The sequence below is a fragment of the Citrobacter sp. BDA59-3 genome (genome assembly GCF_015167655.1).
Lineage (GTDB): Bacteria > Pseudomonadota > Gammaproteobacteria > Enterobacterales > Enterobacteriaceae > Phytobacter > Phytobacter diazotrophicus.
In genome coordinates this window covers 2,001,616-2,019,732 of the sequence record NZ_CP063427.1, presented here as the reverse complement: position 1 = coordinate 2,019,732, position 18,117 = coordinate 2,001,616, and the positions used below count along the sequence as shown (strand labels likewise).

Below are 18,117 nucleotides of genomic sequence, written 5' to 3'. Positions count from 1 at the left end.
ACCAAAGAGGTACATTTTACCACTGGCAAGACGGAAGGACATCATTAACGACAAAAAAGCCCCTACCAGGGGATATATTTATTGATGACGCAAATGCCGCTGAAAAACTGAACATCCTGGTCGCACATCACATTTAGCATTTGAGTCCAGAGCAACAGGCAGACCACCAGTACGGCGATCAGTATTAGCCATCTAAACTTTTTCACTCCACTCTCCGATACTCCACTCTATGTTACCAGGTTAGCATTAGTTCCTTAAACCGCGACTAACTGTATCTCTAATCGGAGTTTTTAGGAATGCTCGGGTGTGCGGTATACCGCCAAAACGGTAGCCTGAGAACAGTATCCAAACGCAAGGAATGAAAATGCGCACTCTTATTCGGGCAATTATTATCGTGGCACTGGTCTGGGTTGGTATTTTACTAAGTGGATATGGCGTACTGATTGGCAGCCATGAAAATGCCGCAGGTCTGGGATTACAGTGTAAATATCTGACGGCCCGGGGCGTCAGCACAGCACAATATGTTCACTCAAGCAGCGGTATTATCGGACTCACGCAATGTCCGATACTGCGCAAAAGCGAAACCGTCGTCGATAATGGATAAACAAACGCCGCCATCAAGGCGGCGTTCTCACACTCAGAACGGGTAATCGTTATAACCCATCTGTTCAGAAATCTTACGCGCAGCATGGTGGAGCATACTGACATACTCATGCAGGCGTTCCTCGGAGAAACGCAGCGTCGGGAAGGAGATACTCAGCCCGGCAATGACGACGCCGAAACGGTCAAAGACTGGCACACCAATGCAACGTAACCCTTCTTCCTGCTCTTCATTATCTTCGCCGTAACCCTGCTGGCGGACGATATCAAGCATCGGTAATAAATCCTCGGTACTGGTTATGGTGCGCTCAGTGCTGCGTTTGTACTCTACGCCTTCAAGGATCTGCACAACCTCTTCCTTGTCACGCCACGCCAGCAATACTTTACCAATCGCGGTGCTATACAGCGGGTTGCGGCGACCAATGCGTGAATACATACGCAGGTTATACATAGAGTCAATTTTATGGATGTAGACAATACTGTCTTCATCCAGCGCGCCCAGGTGGATAGTCTCTTTGGTCAGGCGAGAGAGTTCACGCATCTGAATGTCGGCACTGCGGATCAGGTCTACGTTTTGCAGCGCCCGTGCACCGAGTTCGAACAGTTTAAGGGTGAGAGAGTATTTCTCTGACTCCCCTTCCTGAGCAACATAGCCCAGTGATTTCATCGTCTGCAAAAAGCGATATACGGTGCTTTTTGACATCATGACGCGCTGCGAAAGTTCGGTGATCCCGATCTCACGTTCTTCGCCAAGCGCCTGCAGAATGCCAAATACCTTCAGTACAGAAGACACAGAGTCTGGCTGTTTATCCAAATCTGCAATAGCCATTAGTCACCTCATCGCCCGTGTTTTATAAAAATCAGAATAGTTTTTTATTATAAATTTCTCGCCTGCCCGTCGCAATCCGAGTTTGGTCACTTCGTTACAAATCTGCGATATAAAACCGAAATGCGGGTGATAGAATCATTATACAAATCATTGAACAAGCAAAACCCAGCTTTTCCCATGAATAAATCCACACCAGACGGCTTACCAGTCCCACAACGCTACGGGGCAATTTTAACGATTGTTATTGGCATTACTATGGCCGTACTCGACGGCGCTATTGCGAATGTTGCACTGCCTACAATTGCGCGGGATCTGCACGCCTCACCAGCCAGCTCAATATGGGTCGTTAACGCCTATCAGATAGCGATTGTCATTTCCCTGCTGACGTTGTCCTTCCTCGGCGACATGTTCGGCTACCGTCGCGTCTACCAGTGCGGGCTGGTGCTTTTTACATTGACGTCCCTGTTATGCGCGCTGTCAGATTCGTTACTCACGCTGACGCTTGCTCGTGTCGCGCAAGGTTTCGGTGGCGCGGCGCTAATGAGTGTGAATACTGCATTAATTCGCCTGATTTACCCCCAGCGTCAACTGGGACGCGGGATGGGAATCAACTCATTCGTGGTTGCTGTCTCCTCGGCGGCAGGCCCGACGATTGCCGCGGCCATTCTCTCTGTCGCCTCCTGGCAGTGGCTGTTTTTGATTAATGTGCCACTGGGCATACTCTCGCTGGTCCTGGCGCTGCGCTATTTGCCCGCCAATGGCTCACGCAGTGCAATGCCGAAATTCGATCTTCCAAGCGCAGTGATGAACGCGCTAACGTTTGGTTTACTGATAACCGCGATGAGTGGCTTCGCCCAGGGGCAATCCACCACACTGGTGCTCGCTGAAATCGCCGCCATACTGGTGATCGGCACCTTCTTTGTACGTCGGCAACTGCGTTTGCCGGTGCCTCTGTTACCCGTCGACCTGTTGCGTATCCCGCTGTTCTCATTATCGATCTGTACATCAATCTGCTCTTTTTGCGCACAAATGCTGGCTCTCGTTTCCCTCCCCTTCTTTATGCAATCGGTGCTTGGGCGCAGCGAAGTGGAAACCGGTCTGTTGTTAACCCCGTGGCCGTTAGCGACCATGGTGATGGCACCATTAGCGGGTTATCTGATTGAACGTGTCCATGCCGGGTTATTGGGCGCGCTTGGGCTGGCCATGATGGCGTGCGGCTTGTTTGCGCTTGCGATGCTACCCACAGCCCCTGCCGATGCGGATATTATCTGGCGAATGGCCCTTTGTGGGGCGGGGTTTGGTCTGTTCCAGTCGCCCAATAACCATACGATTATCAGCTCCGCGCCGCGTCAACGTAGCGGTGGCGCCAGCGGTATGCTCGGTACCGCGCGTCTCTTAGGGCAGAGTTCCGGGGCGGCACTGGTGGCGTTACTCTTCAACCTGTTTGATAAGAGCGGGACGCATACATCACTCCTGCTGGCAGGCATACTGGCGACCGTCGCCGCTATTGTCAGTGGTTTGCGGATCACACAGCCGCGTACGGTATAAAAAAAGCGCGTCATATGACGCGCTTTTTCATTTCAGGCGTACGCCTTATTTGAGATAAGCCCCGCTACGCAGCGCTTCGATACGTTTGTCCAGCGGCGGGTGGGTCATAAACAACTCGCTTAACGACTTGCCTTTACCGTTGATGCAAAATGCCATCATGCTGCTGGCTTCCTGCGGCTCATAGCTGGTTTTCAGACGCTGGAGAGCGGCAATCATTTTTTCACGGCCAACGAGTTTTGCAGAACCCGCATCAGCATGGAATTCACGGTGACGCGAGAACCACATCGTGATAATACTGGCCAGAATACCAAAAACCAGCTCCAGCACGGTCGCTACCGCAAAGTAAATCAACGGGTTACCGTTACTCTCTTCGCCATCATCTCGGTTGCCGCTAAGAAAGCCTGATGCAATCTGCGCGAGAATACGCGAGATGAAGATAACGAAGGTGTTCACCACCCCCTGAATCAGGGTCATCGTGACCATGTCGCCGTTTGCAATATGGCTAATTTCGTGGGCAATAACCGCTTCGGCTTCATCACGGCTCATATTCTGCAAAAGCCCGGTACTGACAGCAACCAGCGATGCGTCACGGCGGGCACCTGTCGCAAATGCGTTGATATCCGGCGCATGGTAGATAGCCACCTGCGGCATAGCGATACCCGCCTGGCGAGCCTGAGTAGCAACGGTATTCATCAGCCAGCGTTCCATGTCGTTACGCGGCTGTTCAATAACCTCACCGCCTACGGACTTCAGTGCCATCCATTTCGACATCAGCAGTGAAACAAAAGAGCCGCCAAAACCAAACAGCAGCGCCATAATCAATAATCCCTGCACGCTGCTCGACTGAATGCCCGTCAGGCTAAGCACCAGGCCGAAGACAAGCATGACGGCAAGGTTAGTCAACAGGAAGAGCGCGATACGCATCATAATTTTCTTTTAACCTCTAATTAACAAAACGCACTATGCGATTACCCACATCGTATGGTTAATCCGGCTATTTTCAAGCATCAGAGAGCCGTAAGTGACCAGAAAGACACAACTTTACATTTTGTAGCACAATGCTTACGCCATGTGGAGCTTGTTAAAAAAACAGGCACAATTTCTTGTGCCTGTTGGAGGGTTATTTTGCGGGAGCGGGGTCAGCCGCCGGGGAATCTTTTTCAAGATGGGCAAGGTCCAGCGCGATATGGACGGTCTCATCCAGATAGGGATCCGGCTCCTGGTAATCTTTCGGCAGATCTTCCAGTTTCTTCAGCTGCGGTTTGCCTTCACGTTTGAAGCGATCGTTGAGGCGACTGAGACGAATAGCATCGTCTTCGGTGTTCTCTTTTTCACGCTGCGCATAGTTCAGTGACACGATATTCTTTTTATCTTTCAGGGCATTGAAGCGAGCAATGTCCTTCATGATGTACTGGAATTCCGGGTCTTTCGCAATACGCTCATCATGTTCCTGCAGCAGCTGCGGACCAAACGGCTTCATGTCTCCATACTTCGTAAAGTTAGCCGCATTGATGCTATCCCACGGCAGGGCGTTATCTTCAAATTTCTCGCCCGTTTCCGTCACTTGCGTACCCGTCGGCATGATGATGTCCGGTGTAACGCCTTTACGCTGTGTACTGCCGCCATTGACACGGTAGAACTTCTGGATCGTGTACTGCACTGAACCCAGCGCAGGCCATTCCGGACGCAACATCTGGTCGTAAATACGGTTCAGCGAACGATACTGCTGAACGGTACCTTTACCGAAGGTGGGTTCACCCACGATCAACGCACGGCCATAATCCTGCATCGCCGCAGCAAATATTTCAGATGCCGAGGCACTGAAGCGGTCAACCAGCACCACCAGCGGGCCTTTATAATAGACCACGCCATCGGTATCGCTGTCTTCACGGACTTTGCCATTATTGTCGCGAACCTGAACCACAGGACCTGACGGAATAAACAGACCGGAAAGGGAAACCGCTTCCGTTAATGCTCCGCCACCGTTGGTGCGCAGATCAATCACAACGCTGCTAACGTTCTGTTTTTCGAGCTTCTGCAACTGAACCTTGACGTCATCCGTCAGACCCACATAGAAGCCAGGAATATCCAGTACGCCAACTTTTTCTTTGCCGACCGTTTTCACCGACATTTTCACTGCACGGTCTTCAAGACGAATACGTTCACGCGTCAGCGTTACAATCCGCGTCTTCGTTCCTTTACCCGCAGGCAGAATTTCGAGGCGAACTTTGCTGCCTTTCGGACCTTTGATCAGCGCAACTACGTCATCGAGACGCCAGCCAATGACATCGACCATATTCTGGCCCGTCTGACCAACGCCAACGATACGATCGCCCACGCTGATGGCTTTGCTCTTCGACGCCGGACCACCCGCTACCATCGAATTGATAACCGTGTAGTCGTCATCCATTTGCAGAACGGCACCGATACCTTCCAGAGAAAGGCTCATCTCAGTGTTGAACTGTTCCGTATTGCGTGGCGACAGATAGTTAGTATGCGGATCAATTTCGCGGGCAAACGAGGTCATCGCCAGCGAGAACACATCTTCACTGTTGGTTTGCACCAGGCGGCGAATGGCAAACTTATAACGACGCGTCAGAGTATCGCGGATCTCTTTGTCATCTTTACCAGTAAGTTTGAGACTCAACTCGTCATATTTGACTTTGCCGTCCCACAGAGCATTAAGCTCAGACTCATCCTTCGGCCATGGCGATTTACTGCGGTCAAGGTTGAAAGTGTCGTTGCCAGAGAAATCCATCGGGCGCTCCAGCACTTTCAGTGCGTACTGGTAGCGTTCGAAACGGCGTTTTTGCGCGAGATTGTAGAGATCGTAGAAAACATCGAGTTTGCCGGTGCGGAGTTCATCACCTAACTGCGTTTTTTTCTGCGCGAATTGTGCAACATCGCTGGCCAGAAGCACGTTATGGCTGTAGTCCAGCAAATTGAGGTAACGATCGAAGATCTTTGCCGAAAAGGCTTGATCCAAATCGAATTGACGGTAGTGAGAACGGGTAAACCGCGAGGTCACACGTTCACTCACTGTCGCGTGCTGAGCCTCTTCCTTTAACACCGGAATTTGATCGGCACGGGTAATATCTTCCACTGCGAAAACCTGGCCTGTTACTAATAACAGGCCAGCCAACGCTGTGCGCTTAAACAAAGTGTTCATGCCAGGCCAGGCCTCCGTTTCAGAACATCAAATGTTCTGCGCGTACAATCATCGACATACCCGAAATAAGCTGTACGCGAACGCCATCTTTGGTGATTTCCAGGACGGTGGCGTCCATCGCATTATTACCCGCTTTAACCTTGAGGTTTTGACCTACGGTCAGTGCAGATAAATCTGAAACTGGCGTATGGCGTTCTTCTCGTGGCGCACGCTGGGGTTTTGCGGCAGGTTTGTCAGTACGAGGTTTACGCTCGCTATTTTCCTTACGGCGCGGTGCCGGACGGGGTTTACGCTCACGACGCGGAGCCTCTTCCGTCTCACCTGCTGCAATGGCTGCTTCTCGTTTTTTCGCTTGTTGTTCAGCGCGTTGTGCCTGAACGCGAGCTTTGGCTTCTTCAAGCTGTTTACGGGCGTGCTCAACGTGTTGCTCATCCAGAACGCCACACGGGTTACCGTCGAGATCGACACGGGTCGCGCCAGCTTTGATACCGTACAGGTAACGCCAGCTTGAAGTGTAAAGACGTAAAGCGGAACGAAGCTGAGTTTTGCTGAGATTCATCTCGCCCTCAACTCGTGCTACTAAATCCTGAAAAATACCGATTTTCAGGGGACGCGCTTCGCCTTCTGCACTGAAACAGTGAGGAAAACGTTCGGACAAAAAGGCGATAACTTCTTTACTGCTATTCAACTTAGGTTGATTTTCCATGAAATTTCCTGATTACAACGGACGTTGCCAACAAGCCGCAGGCATGAACAGGCGTCATTATAATGACGCTATCCGTAAATGCTACGTTATCCGTTGATTATCCTGCGACGCTCGCAAAGAATTTTTTATAATCGGTCTGTACAAGCGTGTTTTCCAGGTGCGAAACCAGCTCACGCAACCCTTGTTCATCCTCTGCAGTAAAGCGCGAGAACGCGACGCTATCGATATCAAGTACGCCAATAATCTGATTATTCAGTGTAATGGGCAGTACGATTTCGGCATTACTGGCAGCATCACAGGCAATATGCCCGGAGAACTGATGAACATCTTCCACGCGTTGCACGCTATTTTGTGCCACAGCAGTACCACAAACGCCGCGTCCAACCGGAATACGCACGCAGGCAATCTTGCCCTGAAATGGCCCCAATACCAGCGTATCATCTTCAAGGAGATAGAAACCGGCCCAGTTCACGTCACTCAGCCGCTCAAAAAGCAGCGCACTGGTGTTAGCGAGTGTCGCTAAGAAACTGGTTTCACCTGCCATTAACGCCTGAAAATCACGGTTTAAATCCGCGTAAAATTCTATTTTGTTCATTATCCAATCACTTTATGTCTTACTTCGGTCATGCAGTGTAGCCTATTAAAATAAGCATTAAATGCATTGATGCTCAAGAAGTTCCCATCATGAGTTAAGATAGATTTATTCCTGATTTATTCATATGCATGCAATGGCCCTGAAAAACCGACAGATAACGCCTGCTAAAAAAATGGCCGTCCACGCCATCGGCGACGCCTTGCCCCGCGCACATTATCAGCGATGTCCGCAATGCGATACGCTTTTCGCCCTTCCGGTCATGAAATCGCACCAAAGTGCATTCTGCCCCTGTTGTGATGCGAAAATTCGCGACGGTCGAGACTGGTCATTAACCCGGCTGGCCGCAATGGCCGTGACAATGATACTGCTCATGCCATTCGCATGGAGCGAGCCGTTGCTGCACTTCTATCTGCTGGGAACACGCATCGACGCTAACCTGCTCCAGGGGATCTGGCAGATGACCGCACAGGGCGATCCGCTCACGGCTGCGATGGTGCTGTTTTGTACCGTGGGAGCGCCGCTGGTACTGGTCGCCGCGATCGCCTACTTATGGTTCGGTAACATACTGGGGATGAATCTCCGCCCGGTTCTGCTGATGCTCGAAAAGCTAAAAGAATGGGTCATGCTGGATATTTATCTGGTGGGCATCGGTGTTGCCTCGATCAAAGTGCAGGACTATGCCTTTCTGCAACCAGGTGTCGGCCTTATCGCTTTTGTTGCTCTGGTGATTTTAAGCATTCTGACGCTGATTCACTTGAACGTGGAGCAGCTCTGGGAGCGTTTCTACCCGCAACGACCGGCAAATCGTCCTGATGAAAAGTTGCGCATCTGCCTGGGATGTCACTTCACCGGCTTCCCGGATCCGCGAGGTCGCTGTCCGCGTTGCCATATTCCTTTGCGCTATCGCCGCCGTCAGAGCGTACAAAAATGCTGGGCTGCGCTTATCGCATCGTTAATTTTTCTGTTTCCGGCTAATCTTCTTCCCATCTCGGTGGTTTACGTCAATGGGGCACGGCAGGAAGACACAATTTTGTCCGGCATTATGTCACTGGCAAACAGTAACGTTGCCGTTGCAGGCGTCGTGTTTATCGCCAGTATTCTGGTGCCGTTTACCAAAGTTATCGTGCTATTTACACTGCTTCTTAGCATCCACTTCAAATTTGAACAGGGGTTACGTACACGCATCCTGCTTCTGCGCTTTGTGACCTGGATTGGGCGTTGGTCCATGCTCGATCTGTTTGTCATCTCACTGACAATGTCACTGATTAACCGCGACCAGTTACTTGCTTTTACCATGGGACCGGCTGCGTTTTATTTCGGCGCAGCCGTAATATTGACTATTCTTGCTGTGGAATGGCTGGACAGCCGCTTACTTTGGGATGCACATGAGTCAGGAAACCCCCGCTTCGCCGACTGAAGCGCGTATAAAAACAAAACGCCGCATTTCACCTTTCTGGCTGCTGCCGGTCATTGCGCTGCTGATTGCAGGCTGGCTGGTTTGGGGAAGCTATAAAGATCGCGGTAATATCATCACTATCGATTTTATGTCTGCTGACGGTATCGTCGCAGGCAGAACGCCGATTCGTTATCAGGGTGTTGAAGTGGGCACCGTTCAGGATATTCGCCTGAGCGAAGACCTGAAAAAAATCGAAGTGCGCGCCAGCATCAAAGCCAATATGAAAGATGCCTTACGCAGTGAGACGCAGTTCTGGCTGGTCACGCCAAAAGCCTCGCTGGCGGGCGTTTCCGGGCTGGATGCGTTGGTCGGGGGTAACTATATCGGTATGATGCCCGGTAAAGGGGAGCCGCAAGAGCATTTCACCGCCCTCGACACGCAGCCTAAATATCGCCTGAATAATGGCGAACTGATGATTCATCTTCATGCCCCGGACCTGGGTTCGCTTAACAGCGGGTCACTGGTCTATTTCCGAAAAATTCCGGTCGGGCGCGTTTACGATTACTCCATCAATAACAACAAACAAGGCGTCACTATTGATGTGCTGATAGAGCGCCGGTTTACCAATCTGGTGAAAAAAGGCAGCCGCTTCTGGAATATTTCAGGTGTCAAAGCGGATGTCAGCCTGAGTGGCGCAAAAGTCGAGCTTGAAAGCCTCGCCGCGCTGGTTAATGGCGCGATTGCATTCGACTCTCCGGACTCATCACAGCCAGCGACCCAGGATGATGAGTACGGTCTTTACGAAGATCTCGCCCATAGCCAACGCGGTGTGTTGATCAAGCTTGATCTCCCAGGCGGAGATGGGCTGAAAGCAGGTTCGACTGCCCTGATGTATCAGGGGTTGCAGGTCGGTCAGTTAACCAAACTCAATCTCAACCCCGGTGGCGCAGTGACCGGTGAAATGACGGTTGATCCGGGCGTCGTTAATTTACTGCGCGACAATACGCGTATCGAAATGCGCAGCCCCAAAATTTCACTTGATAACCCCAATGTCAGTTCGCTGCTGACAGGCACTACGCTTGAGCTGGTACCTGGTGAAGGTGAACCTCGCAATCACTTTGTGGTGCTTCCGGCGACAAAAAATCTGTTGCAGCAACCCGGGGTCATTACCCTGACGCTCACCGCACCGGAAAGCTATGGCATTGACGCGGGACAACCGCTGATTTTACATGGCGTGCAAGTCGGCCAGGTGCTGGAGCGAAATTTAACCAATAAAGGCGTTTCGTTTGCCCTGGCTATCGATCCGCAGTACCGCGAACTGGTGCACGGCGATAGCAAGTTTGTGGTCAACAGCCGTATTGACGTCAAGATGGGACTGGATGGCGTGGAGTTCCTCGCCGCCAGCGCCAACGAATGGCTCAGCGGCGGTATTCGCATTCTGCCCGGCAGCAAAGGCGAGATGAAATCCAGTTATCCCTTGTTCGCTAATCTCGATAAAGCCCTGGAAAACAGCCTAAGCGACCTGCCGACAACCACCCTGACGCTCACCGCCGATACTCTGCCGGATGTGCAGGCAGGCTCGGTGGTGCTCTACCGTAAATTTGAAGTCGGTGAGATCATTACCGTGCGTCCCCGCGCCGATGCGTTTGATATCGAGGTACATATCAAGCCGGAATATCGTTCGCTGCTGACCAGCAATAGCGTTTTTTGGGCCGAAGGCGGGGCGAAAGTACAGTTGAACGGTAGCGGCCTGACGGTACAGGCGTCGCCCTTGTCTCGTGCCCTGAAGGGAGCCATCAGTTTCGATAATCTCAGCGGCGCCAGTGCCAGCGCCCGTAAAGGCGACAAACGTATTCTGTACGCCTCAGAGACCGCCGCACGCGCCGTGGGAAGTCAGATAACCCTGCACGCCTATGATGCCGGGAAACTGGCTACGGGTATGCCGATTCGCTATCTGGGCATTGATATCGGACAGATTTCGAATCTCCAGCTCATTGCCGACAGAAGCGAAGTCCAGGCAACCGGGGTGCTTTACCCTGAATATGTACAGACTTTTGCCCGTGGCGGCACCCGTTTTTCTGTTGTCACACCGCAAATCTCTGCGGCGGGTGTTGAGCATCTTGATACGATCCTGCAACCCTATATCAATGTTGAACCTGGTCACGGCGAGGCGCGTCGCGATTTTGAAATTCAGGAAACCACGATCACCGACTCCCGTTATCTGGACGGTTTGAACGTGGTGGTTGAAGCACCGGAGGCCGGTTCGCTGAATATTGGCACGCCTGTACTGTTCCGTGGGATCGAAGTGGGTACTGTCACAGGCCTGATGCTCGGTTCCCTGTCAGATCGTGTAATGGTTGGCTTGCGGATCAGTAAACGTTATCAGCACCTGGTGCGAAATAATTCCGTCTTCTGGCTGGCTTCCGGCTATTCGCTGGACTTTGGCCTGACCGGCGGCGTGGTGAAAACCGGTACCTTTAACCAGTTTATTCGCGGTGGGGTGGCCTTTGCCACGCCGCCGGGAATCCCGCTGGCACCACAGGCGCAACCAGGCAAACATTTCCTGTTGCAGGAAAGCGAGCCTAAAGAGTGGCGTCAATGGGGTACCGCCCTGCCACGCTAATGCCTTACCGCTCCGGCGTGCCCGCGCCGGAGCGAGTATGTTACACTGCGCCCCTCTCTGCTTTCCTTGGTATAACCTGTGGCTCAAAACGCTGTTTATCTTCCTGACGAATTTCTGGCACAAATGCGTGATTTGCTGCCAGCCCATCTCTCCTTCGACGCATTTATCGCGGCCTGCCAGCGGCCTTTACGACGCAGTATAAGAATTAATACGCTCAAGATTGCCGTTGAGGATTTTCTGACGCTGATTGCGCCTTATGGCTGGCAACTGACGCCAATTCCGTGGTGTGCCGAAGGGTTCTGGATTGAGCGGGATGATGAAGAGGCGTTGCCGCTCGGTAGCACCGCAGAACATTTAAGCGGCCTGTTTTATATCCAGGAAGCCAGTTCCATGCTGCCGGTTAGCGCCCTGTTTGCCGATGGCGAAATGCCTGAACGAGTCATGGATGTTGCGGCGGCCCCGGGTTCAAAAACCACCCAAATTGCCGCGCGTATGGGCAATCGCGGCGCCATCCTCGCCAATGAGTATTCCGCCAGCCGCGTGAAAGTACTGCACGCCAATATCAGCCGCTGCGGTGTATCTAATGTCGCGTTAACCCATTTCGATGGCCGCGTCTTCGGCCCCGCGTTGCCAGAGATGTTTGATGCCATTTTGCTTGATGCGCCCTGTTCTGGCGAAGGTGTGGTGCGTAAGGATCCGGATGCATTAAAGAACTGGTCGCATACCAGTAACCTTGAGATTGCCGCAACCCAACGCGAATTGATCGATAGTGCTTTTCATGCTCTGCGTCCGGGCGGCACGCTGGTCTATTCAACCTGTACGCTAAATCGCGACGAGAACGAAGCCATATGCCACTGGCTAAAAGCGCAATATCCTGACGCAGTGGAATTTTTGCCCCTTGATACGCTGTTTACGGGTGCGCAACAAGCGCTGACGGAGGAAGGCTTTTTACATGTTTTCCCACAAATTTATGACTGCGAAGGGTTCTTTGTCGCACGTTTGCGTAAAACCGCGGCTATCGCACCGCTGCCCTCCCCAGGCTACAAAGTGGGTAACTTCCCGTTTGCCCGTATGAAGCCTAAGGAAGAGGCTCAGTTAGTTAATGCAGCGGCCGCCGTTGGCCTGCACTGGCACGAAGACCTGGTACTGTGGCAACGGGATAAAGAGGTTTGGCTGTTCCCGGCACACATCGAACCGCTTATTGGCAAAGTGCGCTTCTCACGGCCTGGTATCAAGCTCGCTGAAAGCCATAATAAAGGTTATCGCTGGCAGCATGAGGCCGTCATCGCCCTGGCGGGAGTGGATAACCCGCTCGCCTTTGAACTCACGCATCAGGAGGCGGAAGAGTGGTATCGCGGGCGCGATGTTTATCCGGAAACCCCTCCGGCAAAAGACGATGTTATCGTGACTTATCAGCGCCAACCTCTGGGTCTGGCGAAAAAAGTGGGCAGCAGACTTAAAAATAGCTATCCACGCGAACTGGTAAGGGATGGCCGTTTGTTCGCCAGCAATACGTGACGGCGAGCAAAAAAACAGCATTTTCTGACTGGCATCTTGCTCTGTGTTGTACCAGGCTGAATGTTGGGCGGCTGCACTGGTCGTACCACATGACTACCATCAACGGAGAGCATTATGACGAAAGCCAACGTGCGCATTGGCGCATTCGAAATCGATGATGCCGAGCTGCAAGGAGAAAAACAGGGTGAGCGAACGTTGCGTATCCCTTGTAAATCCGACCCGGATTTATGTATGCAGCTTGACGCCTGGGACGCGGAAACCAGCATTCCGGCGATCCTTGACGGCGAACATTCAGTTTTATACCGCGAGCATTACGATCAGAAATCTGATACCTGGGTCATGCGTCTTGCCTGATTCAATGGGAACCCGTCCATGAGACGGGTTATTTACCTGCCTGATTTCCCCTGCCTCCAATCATCCCCTACAATTACATCATGCTGTAATGAACCGAGGATGGAATGTTCGCTCTGGTCTTGTTTGTTTGCTACCTGGACGGTGGGTGTGAGGACATCGTTGTGGATGTCTTTAATACCGAACAACAGTGTCTTGTCGCTATGGAAGTACAACGTCTGCGCTATGGCGGATGCTATGCGGTAGAAGATTTTATTGACGGCTTCTGGCGCCCTGCCCAGGAGTACAGTGATTTTTAACTACTGTACCTGCGCTAACGTCATTTCACCGCCGAAGACGGCGCCGGTATCAATGTAATGCTGATTGCTGGCATCTACGCGATGTTTAAGCGGCGTATGGCCAAACCAAAAGTGGTCTGCACCGGCAATGGCTACCCCCTTCCCCGCCAGATGTTCACTCAAACGCTCACGACGCCAGAGCACCGATTCTTTGTCTACGGGTTTTTGCCACGCGTAATGATCGGACGGGTAATCGGCATGGGCGATAATATTGACGCCGCTGGCGCAGTGGAGCTCAATAATGTAAGGCAATTGCTCGCATTCCCGTAGCGCATCGTAAGCTCTGTGCTGTTCCTTTTCGCTGAGGTTACTGAACCAGGCGCCGCCATTGAATGACCAGAGAGTCATCTCCCCCGCGTTAAGCGCGTCGATAGCCATCTGCTCATGGTTTCCCCTGACCGTTTTAAACCACGGTCGTTTAAGCAGTTGCAGGCACTGCAGACTGTCAGGACCACGATCAATTAAATCGCCAACACATATGAGTAAATCCTTATAGGGATCAAAGTGGCGCTCGCGCAGTTCATTCAACAGACGCTGATGGCAGCCGTGCAGATCACCTACGATCCAGATATGCCGCCAGGTATTCCCATCGATACGTTGATACATAACTCCCCCTTATTTTTAGTATAGAAAGGAGACTTGACTCTGCGTAATCATGTTCAAATTCGGCGCAACTTAAATCCTCGTTAAACGAACCCGAAATAAACCACAGTGTTCAGGTTAATTTGCCACGGCGTAATCCCTAGAATAGCTATTGAACATTCAGAGGGTCCTACCGTGTCTAATATCAGTCTGCAAGAAAAACACCTGCAAAATCACCATCAGCATATTATTCGCGAGCTGGTCTCCGGACGTCTGGTTCCTGGCCCTATCTGGACTAAACGAAATTATCGCCTTAAATTCCTGCTCCGTTCGCTGTTGTTCTGGTCTTCAACGGTAAAAATGCTGAGCGCATTATCGCAACGTCCAGGATTTGAGCGTTTACTGAATGCCCAGGTGACACTGCCGAGTAAATCGCATCGTCAATATCTGACGCTGGGGCTCAATGCGGCAAAGCGTGCCGATGCGATTGTTAGCCACTATCAGTGGGTTGACAGTTGCCTGTCAGCCAGAGCTGCCGATGCAATGACCGCCGTCAACCATCAGCACATCTTGCAGTGCAAAGGTAAAGATGATACCGAATTTAACGTTTTTGCCTCCTGCGCCCATAAAGCAGAGCGTGAAGGCGAAAGCACCCTGTGGCTGTACGACGGCAACAATGTCCTGCTGGCGAGCGCCACATTCAGCGTAATCGAGGAAAAAGGCCAGCGTGCCTTAGTGATTGGCGGTCTGCAGGGTCCCCGCAGAAACATCTCCCATGAAGTCATCAAAGTGGCAACACGTGCCTGCTACGGTATTTTCCCTAAACGTTTGCTGATAGAAGTGCTGTGGCAGATGTGCGCGCACACCGGCATTAGCGCGGTTTATGGCGTTAGCGATGATGGTCATGTCTTTCGCGCGTTGCGTTACCGCTTTAGCAAAGGTCGCCATTTCCATGCCAGCTATGATGAGTTCTGGGCCTCTATTGATGGTGAGAAAGATAATGCCTGGCGCTGGCGTTTGCCATTAATGCTGGAACGGAAACCGCTTGAGAGTATCCCAAGTAAAAAACGTGCCGAATATCGCCGCCGCTTCCAGTTACTCGACGATATGAATAGCAGTCTGGCCGATTTTTTCCGCTAAATATTGAGAGCAGTGGTATCACCACTGCTCTTTGTTATTACTGTTGGTATCAATACCTTATTTATTCTCATTTTTATTGCCAGTAATTATTATTTTATTCCTATTATTTACTAAATATCTCCACCCCAACATTCTACCAATAACGTGCTCTTGTCTGGCGCGCATCGCGGTTCTGCTGGTCAGCACACAAATTGATGCAGCGCATTCATATAGTAAAAAAACGAGATGATACGGCTAAAACGTAACGATATATCTTTCAAGGCTTTTTTTTCATGCTACTGTGGTTTTTCCATTTAACGGCCCGGAGGGGCTATTCCAACCTTAAAATTCGTTTGTCCTGTCTGCAAAGGAAATTCGTTTTTTTTCACGCAATTTTGCCCGGATAACAATTACCCTCACGGTGCAATTTGTTCAGGGTGTGGCTCACGTCTTACGGCAAAAGCCTGTATTCCAGTCAGACGGAGATGGCCTAAAAAAGCCTCCTGATGCGAGGCCTCGACGTGAGGCCTTTCTAACACGTGCAAAATCATTTATGCGCCATCTGCAGAACACGGGAAAATCATTTTCCCGTACAGACCACGGTTTAATGCAGTTGTTGGTGGCAGGTTAATAAAACTGACGAATGGCCTGTTCAGTTTCACGCGTAGTGACTAATTCAGAAAACTTGGCTATCAGGAACTCTTTGCCATCCAGCACATACGTTTCGATCGGCATATCAAGGAAGGAGCGCTGATCATTTCTGTAGCTGACCTTCTTTAGGTCGTCCGCCACCGAGATGTGATCGACCTTTCCACCGGGGAGTATTACCACAACATCTTTGCTCATGTCGTTATCCTCAGTTGTTTAAATTGCATACGACATTAGCACAGCCTTTCGGTCATCGTCTCTTGTTATGTTCAGGCATCATGACAAGGTTGAAGGAGAAAGCGGCGGCGCCATTACGGAAACCCACTCTCCGCTCACCCATTTCACTTCGAGACTTTACCAACCAGGCCAGGTGCCTGACGCTTGTTCAGGCAAAAAAAACCGCTCGGACAGAGCGGTGAATGAAGCTTACCAAGGAATAATAATGAAGCATGGATGCAATGACTATAGCTGGCTAATAGTTGCTTAATGAAAACCAGGACGATTCTCAAAGCATATATTCTTTATAATTAGCAAACTAAGGGTCGTAACGAAGAATTTATTAGCTTTCAAGCAATTGCTTCCCTCAGGAGAAGAGCGGATTTCCCTCTCCTGAGGGATTTTTATTTACAAATTTCGCTGTTGAGCTTATTAAAGGTCTCGATCTGTCGATGATATTCATCAATCGTGAACGGATCGTTACCGCTATATGCAATGGGGCGGCATGAATATTTGAAGCCAATAACCGGATGATAGGGTTCTGCAGTAATGAATCTTACGCCTATGCTTCTTCCAGGGTTCGTCTCCCCTGAGATAACACCACAGACATAAGGATGCCCCTCAGATAGCAGCTGATCTATCGTAAAGGAGTGGGACGAGAATTTCGCGCAACGTCTTCTGGCTACAAGAACTTAAAATGCCAAAAAATACCTGGACGCCCGCGGTGCAGAGTATGTTATGGTTTACATCGTATGCAGAAAGTTTTGTCTGTTATCTGTATGCCCTGATTTGGCTCTTTTGGGAAACCAAGAGCAAAAAAAGACCGAATACGATTCCTTTTCTCGCCCAGATATATCACAACCCTTTATTTTCAATAAGTTAATAGGCAATCTGCACATTAATTAACCAATCAAGCATGTGTTTGTGCCCTTTTAAAATCAGCAAGTTGCTAAGTAATTCGGACATATTCGGACCAAAATCGGACAAACTTAGTGTGGTTTTTTCACTGAAATAACCTATTTTCGGCCCGTGTTAATTTCCTAAAGCTTGCCCCGACTGCTTATTGATTAGAGCCAAAAAATTACATTCCGAACCACTTTTAAATCTTAATCCGCTTACGGGTGCGCGCCGCTTTTTTCTCTTTCTCTATACTTTTAGTCTGACTGGCTGGAGGTGCACATGTGCGGACGATTTGCCCAGGCGCAAACGCGTGAAGAATATCTGGTATACCTAGTGGAAGAAGCCGAACGCGACATAGCTTATGACCCCGAGCCGATTGGCCGATATAACGTCGCTCCTGGCACGAAAGTTCTCCTGCTCACTGAACGTGACGAGAAACTACATCTTGATCCTGTAATCTGGGGTTACGCTCCCGGGTGGTGGGATAAAGCACCATTGATTAATGCTTGCGTCGAGACGGCAGCCACCAGCAGAATGTTTAAACCGTTATGGCAGCATGGCCGGGCTATTTGTTTTGCTGACGGCTGGTTTGAATGGAAAAAGGAAGGCGACAAGAAACAGCCATACTTCATTCACCGCGCTGACGGCCAACCAATTTTCATGGCTGCGATCGGCAGCACCCCGTTCGAACGTGGCGACGAGGCTGAGGGGTTTCTCATTGTGACTTCCGCTGCTGATAAAGGCATGGTCGATATTCACGACAGGAGACCGTTGGTATTGACGCCGGAAGCAGCCCGGGAATGGATGCGACAGGACAATGGCGGGAAGGAAGCGGGAGAAATTGCAGCCGATGGTGCAGTATCGGCTGATAACTTTGTCTGGCACGCTGTTACACGTGCCGTGGGTAATGTTAAAAATCAAGGATGGGAGTTAATCGACCCGATTCGTTAATACTTACAAGATATACTAAGCCGTCTGC

General features: G+C 50.8%; 17 protein-coding genes. 9 read left to right on the top strand and 8 right to left on the bottom strand.

The features are described from left to right. Window positions 1-62: 62 nt before the first annotated feature. The gene (gene mgrB / locus IP582_RS09515; RefSeq protein ID WP_072039749.1) at window positions 63-206 is read right to left on the bottom strand and encodes a PhoP/PhoQ regulator MgrB; all 144 of its coding nucleotides are present in this window, start codon (window positions 204-206) and stop codon (window positions 63-65) included. A gap of 158 nt (window positions 207-364) precedes the next feature. Between mgrB and IP582_RS09510 the strand changes: the two genes are divergently transcribed. Beyond that, window positions 365-604: a YobH family protein gene (locus IP582_RS09510; RefSeq protein ID WP_193795759.1), complete on the top strand. Its 240-nt coding sequence runs from the start codon at window positions 365-367 to the stop codon at window positions 602-604. Window positions 605-637: 33 nt separating this feature from the next. On the opposite strand, the gene kdgR is transcribed toward IP582_RS09510, so the two are convergent. Next, on the bottom strand, window positions 638-1,429 hold the full coding sequence (gene kdgR / locus IP582_RS09505; protein WP_039079539.1) for a DNA-binding transcriptional regulator KdgR: 792 nt from the start codon (window positions 1,427-1,429) through the stop codon (window positions 638-640). 177 nt (window positions 1,430-1,606) lie between these two features. Here kdgR and IP582_RS09500 point away from each other — a divergent pair, with 177 nt between their 5' ends. Beyond that, window positions 1,607-2,977, top strand: a complete 1,371-nt coding sequence (locus IP582_RS09500; RefSeq protein WP_193795758.1) for an MFS transporter — start codon at window positions 1,607-1,609, stop codon at window positions 2,975-2,977. A 45-nt stretch (window positions 2,978-3,022) separates the two neighbouring features. Here IP582_RS09500 and htpX read toward each other — a convergent pair whose 3' ends face one another. The 4 genes from htpX to IP582_RS09480 all read right to left on the bottom strand — a co-directional run bounded on the left by htpX (window position 3,023) and on the right by IP582_RS09480 (window position 7,447). After that, window positions 3,023-3,904, bottom strand: coding sequence for a protease HtpX (htpX, locus tag IP582_RS09495; RefSeq protein ID WP_039079541.1), 882 nt, complete (start codon window positions 3,902-3,904; stop codon window positions 3,023-3,025). Window positions 3,905-4,097: 193 nt separating this feature from the next. Continuing rightward, window positions 4,098-6,146: a carboxy terminal-processing peptidase gene (gene prc, locus IP582_RS09490; protein ID WP_193795757.1), complete on the bottom strand. Its 2,049-nt coding sequence runs from the start codon at window positions 6,144-6,146 to the stop codon at window positions 4,098-4,100. A gap of 19 nt (window positions 6,147-6,165) precedes the next feature. Then, window positions 6,166-6,852 (bottom strand): RNA chaperone ProQ, encoded by a 687-nt coding sequence (proQ, locus tag IP582_RS09485; RefSeq protein WP_193795756.1) that lies wholly within the window; start codon window positions 6,850-6,852, stop codon window positions 6,166-6,168. Window positions 6,853-6,949: 97 nt separating this feature from the next. Next, entirely contained in the window at window positions 6,950-7,447 is a 498-nt protein-coding gene (locus IP582_RS09480) for a GAF domain-containing protein (RefSeq protein WP_193795755.1), read from the bottom strand. Between the two features lie 133 nt (window positions 7,448-7,580). On the opposite strand from IP582_RS09480, the gene yebS reads away from it, so the two are divergent. The 5 genes from yebS to IP582_RS09455 all read left to right on the top strand — a co-directional run bounded on the left by yebS (window position 7,581) and on the right by IP582_RS09455 (window position 13,634). After that, window positions 7,581-8,864, top strand: coding sequence for a membrane integrity lipid transport subunit YebS (gene yebS / locus IP582_RS09475; protein ID WP_039078784.1), 1,284 nt, complete (start codon window positions 7,581-7,583; stop codon window positions 8,862-8,864). Beyond that, window positions 8,833-11,466, top strand: coding sequence for a PqiB family protein (locus IP582_RS09470; protein WP_193795754.1), 2,634 nt, complete (start codon window positions 8,833-8,835; stop codon window positions 11,464-11,466). The genes yebS and IP582_RS09470 overlap by 32 nt, the downstream gene beginning before the upstream one ends. Before the next feature lie 78 nt (window positions 11,467-11,544). Continuing rightward, window positions 11,545-12,984: a 16S rRNA (cytosine(1407)-C(5))-methyltransferase RsmF gene (rsmF, locus tag IP582_RS09465; protein WP_193795753.1), complete on the top strand. Its 1,440-nt coding sequence runs from the start codon at window positions 11,545-11,547 to the stop codon at window positions 12,982-12,984. Between the two features lie 114 nt (window positions 12,985-13,098). After that, window positions 13,099-13,338, top strand: a complete 240-nt coding sequence (locus IP582_RS09460) for a YebV family protein (RefSeq protein WP_039078750.1) — start codon at window positions 13,099-13,101, stop codon at window positions 13,336-13,338. A gap of 104 nt (window positions 13,339-13,442) precedes the next feature. Next, window positions 13,443-13,634, top strand: coding sequence for a YebW family protein (locus tag IP582_RS09455; protein ID WP_193795752.1), 192 nt, complete (start codon window positions 13,443-13,445; stop codon window positions 13,632-13,634). On the opposite strand, the gene pphA is transcribed toward IP582_RS09455, so the two are convergent. Beyond that, on the bottom strand, window positions 13,635-14,279 hold the full coding sequence (pphA, locus tag IP582_RS09450; RefSeq protein ID WP_193795751.1) for a protein-serine/threonine phosphatase: 645 nt from the start codon (window positions 14,277-14,279) through the stop codon (window positions 13,635-13,637). A gap of 171 nt (window positions 14,280-14,450) precedes the next feature. Between pphA and IP582_RS09445 the strand changes: the two genes are divergently transcribed. Next, window positions 14,451-15,395: a VirK/YbjX family protein gene (locus IP582_RS09445; protein WP_071195201.1), complete on the top strand. Its 945-nt coding sequence runs from the start codon at window positions 14,451-14,453 to the stop codon at window positions 15,393-15,395. 606 nt (window positions 15,396-16,001) lie between these two features. On the opposite strand, the gene IP582_RS09440 is transcribed toward IP582_RS09445, so the two are convergent. After that, window positions 16,002-16,220, bottom strand: a complete 219-nt coding sequence (locus tag IP582_RS09440) for a hypothetical protein (RefSeq protein ID WP_039078747.1) — start codon at window positions 16,218-16,220, stop codon at window positions 16,002-16,004. A gap of 1,197 nt (window positions 16,221-17,417) precedes the next feature. Between IP582_RS09440 and IP582_RS09435 the strand changes: the two genes are divergently transcribed. Next, window positions 17,418-18,089: an SOS response-associated peptidase gene (locus IP582_RS09435; RefSeq protein WP_193795750.1), complete on the top strand. Its 672-nt coding sequence runs from the start codon at window positions 17,418-17,420 to the stop codon at window positions 18,087-18,089. Window positions 18,090-18,117: the final 28 nt, after the last annotated feature.